The sequence below is a fragment of the Bacteroidota bacterium genome (assembly GCA_018698135.1).
GTDB lineage: Bacteria > Bacteroidota > Bacteroidia > CAILMK01 > JAAYUY01 > JABINZ01.
The window spans coordinates 1-2875 of sequence record JABINZ010000042.1 but is presented as its reverse complement, the minus strand read 5'-3'; the positions used below and the strand labels follow the sequence as shown (position 1 = coordinate 2875).

At 34.5% G+C, this 2875-nt stretch carries 3 protein-coding genes; all 3 read left to right on the top strand.

Annotated elements, in window-relative coordinates; all coding sequences use genetic code 11:
* Positions 1-317: 317 nt before the first annotated feature.
* Positions 318-641, top strand: a complete 324-nt coding sequence (locus tag HOG71_02760) for a hypothetical protein (GenBank protein MBT5989751.1) — start codon at positions 318-320, stop codon at positions 639-641.
* Positions 642-858: 217 nt separating this feature from the next.
* Positions 859-2364: an ISNCY family transposase gene (locus tag HOG71_02755; protein ID MBT5989750.1), complete on the top strand. Its 1506-nt coding sequence runs from the start codon at positions 859-861 to the stop codon at positions 2362-2364.
* A gap of 342 nt (positions 2365-2706) precedes the next feature.
* Positions 2707-2875 (top strand): DUF4432 domain-containing protein (locus tag HOG71_02750; GenBank protein MBT5989749.1); only part of this gene is annotated, 169 nt, incomplete at its 3' end.

The window sequence follows — 2875 nt, the reverse complement described above, 5'->3', positions numbered from 1 at the left end:
ATTGACCGATCGTAATTTGAGAATCGCTGGGAAATCCAGACATTACGGTTGATTTGGTGGGGCTGTAATATTCTTAAATAAAATAGAGATTAGTTTTTACTAGTAAATTAGAATCAATCAAACGCAATAATTGTCAATGATTCATATTTTTTGAAATAAATTACTACGGAAAGGTGTATTAATAGTTAGAATAAAATCAATTTACCTTGGCATGTCGCTAACTCAGTTTTAATAAATGCTGCTATTGGTAAAGTGTTTTTATTGGTTGATAATAATGTGATCATCCATATTAAAAATTTTCTCAAATGGAGTAATAAATGAAACCGCTTATTAAGAACAAGGTATTTTATTTAAATAAGGATTATTCAAATATTGCTCAACAGAATCTTTTAAACAATTTGGCTGAAACCAAAGGGATTAGCGAATTCGAATTTAAACAAGAAGGGCAATTGAAAGTCGTGTTTGATTTAATGATTATTAGAGCTGAAAAAATAGAATTACTAGTGAACGATGCAGGTATTCAAATGTCTAACCGGCTTTTTGACCGTCTAAGAAGAGACTGGCGTCACTTTCTGGAGAATAATGAGTATGACAATATGGTCAGTGTGCCACGTTCATGTTGCAAACTTCCAAAAGAGTAATTAGTGCCCGACCGCAAGATCGTTAACCTCAATGATAGTCTGAATTGAGCCAGATCAATTACAAGTGAGATTGAAAGATAATATAGGATTTTTTAGGTGAATAAAAGATTTCAATAGTATATTATGATACTGATATTACTAATCATATAAAACCAATCAGGCTGACGATCCTGATGGTAATATACCACTGAAACCCTTCAACTTCATTTGAAATGTTATGAGAAAATTATTCAATGAGCAAATGAAAATTGGCGCAATTGATATTGCAAGTATTGAAATCGATAAAAAATCCAGAGACGAGGTGCCTAAGACATTATTGGGATTGCAATCAATCTTTACTAATATCCGGATCAGGGAGCGCGTTTTTACGATTTTAAAGCAAGCTTTACCTGCTAAGAGTCTTACAGGGATTGGCAGAAATGGAATGAGCGCCTGGGAGATTTTAGTACTTTCTGCCATTAAGCTGAGTTGCGATACTGATTATGATCACTTGAAAGATATTAGCGATAATCATAATAAAGTCAGATTGATGCTGGGACTATCACCTTTGATAGATGAAAGCTTTACTTATGGTCTTCAAACACTAAAAGACAATATCGGATTGCTATCTGAAGAAAAATTAAGGCAAATTAATCAGGTAGTCGTTGAATATGGACATGAAATATGCGGAGCAACAAAAGACGTAGATCTGCACTGTAAATGTGATTCTTATGTCCTCTTAACCGATGTCCATTTTCCGACTGATATTGGATTAATGTTTGATGCGATTCGTAAAGTTATCGAATTAACCGGTAGATTGTGTGAAAAATTGGAAGTTCCAGGTTGGCGAACTTTTGAAGCAAATATAAAAGCGATCAAAAAACGTTACCGAAAAGCTCAGAAATTGAAACATTCTACTTCTAAAAATGAAGAGGTAAGGCAGAAACGGACGAACATCATTAAAGAAGCTTATCTCTTATATATCGAAATGGTAAGAAACTATCTTAAGAAGGTTACAGATACGATTCAAATGATAAAAAAAGAAATTCCGGGACTCCATTTGGAAACCTATGGAATCGAGTATTATATCGAGCATGCTGAACGCCAGATCGACCAGACGTATCGTCGCGTTATTGAAAATGAGAAAATCCCTCATGATGAAAAAGTGTTTTCGATCTTTGAAACCCATACGGAATGGATCAGTAAAGGAAAGGCGGGAGTCCCTCAGGAACTGGGAAGAAGAGTGACTATAGTAGAGGATCAGTATGGATTTATCATTGATTATTATATCGGAAAACAGGAGACAGATGATCAAATCGCAGTTCCTTTGATAAAATCGGCAAAAACACTTTTCCCCACCATGGTGAGTTGCAGTTTTGATAAAGCATATTACAAACCCTATAACAAAAAAGAATTAAATCCTTACCTGGAATTACTGGTGTTGCCAAAAAAGGGAAAGCGAAATAAAGCCGAACAAAAAGAGGAATCCAAAGCGGAATTCCAAAAAGCCAGACAACAACATTCCGCAGTAGAGTCTGCAATTGCATCATTGCAAAATCACGGTTTAAAAAAATGTAGAAACAAAGGCGAGGTTGGATTCAATAAGTATGTTGCAATGGGTATATTAGCCTTCAATATCCACAAACTGGGAGCAATTATTGGGGAGCAACATCGAAAAAGTGAATCCAGGCGAAAGAAGTATTCGGCTACATACGAGGAAAACAGAAAATACCGAGCAGCCTGATCATAAGATTATGGAAAAATACAAGTAGATAGGCGAAGTGCGCCTAAAATCTAGAAATATGTTTAAAAATCGTGATTTTATCGCTAAAATAATTAACAAGAATAATTTTTTAACCACAACAGGCACTGGCGGAATAATACCTATCAAAAATCCTGATCGGATTTTTAAAATTAGGTATTTTTCGTTCAGACACTAATTAGCAAATTATTTCAATCTATAGCGATTTTCAATTTCGTTGCTCTTATCTGTATACTGAACGAAGTCGAGGTATACTCAAAGAAACTTTGACGTTTGCCCCAACCACATATGTCCTGTTTTTGGACAAATTTCTAAAGGATAATAATGAAAATTAACCTTAATCCCGCTTTTTTTTCCGAAAAAGAAAAACAATTTTTAAAAACTGATAAATTTGAAGTTTCATTGTTCAATTATGATTCTGGCGTAGAAGCTGTCCGAATTCATACTGATTTATGGGAAATGATCTGGCTTCCGTTTATGGGACAACAGATTT

Bases quoted from the DNA above. Each gene is read 5' to 3' on its own strand.
- HOG71_02760 (MBT5989751.1), top strand. From the start codon at position 318: ATGAAACCGCTTATTAAGAACAAGGTATTTTATTTAAATAAGGATTAT.
- HOG71_02755 (MBT5989750.1), top strand. From the start codon at position 859: ATGAGAAAATTATTCAATGAGCAAATGAAAATTGGCGCAATTGATATT.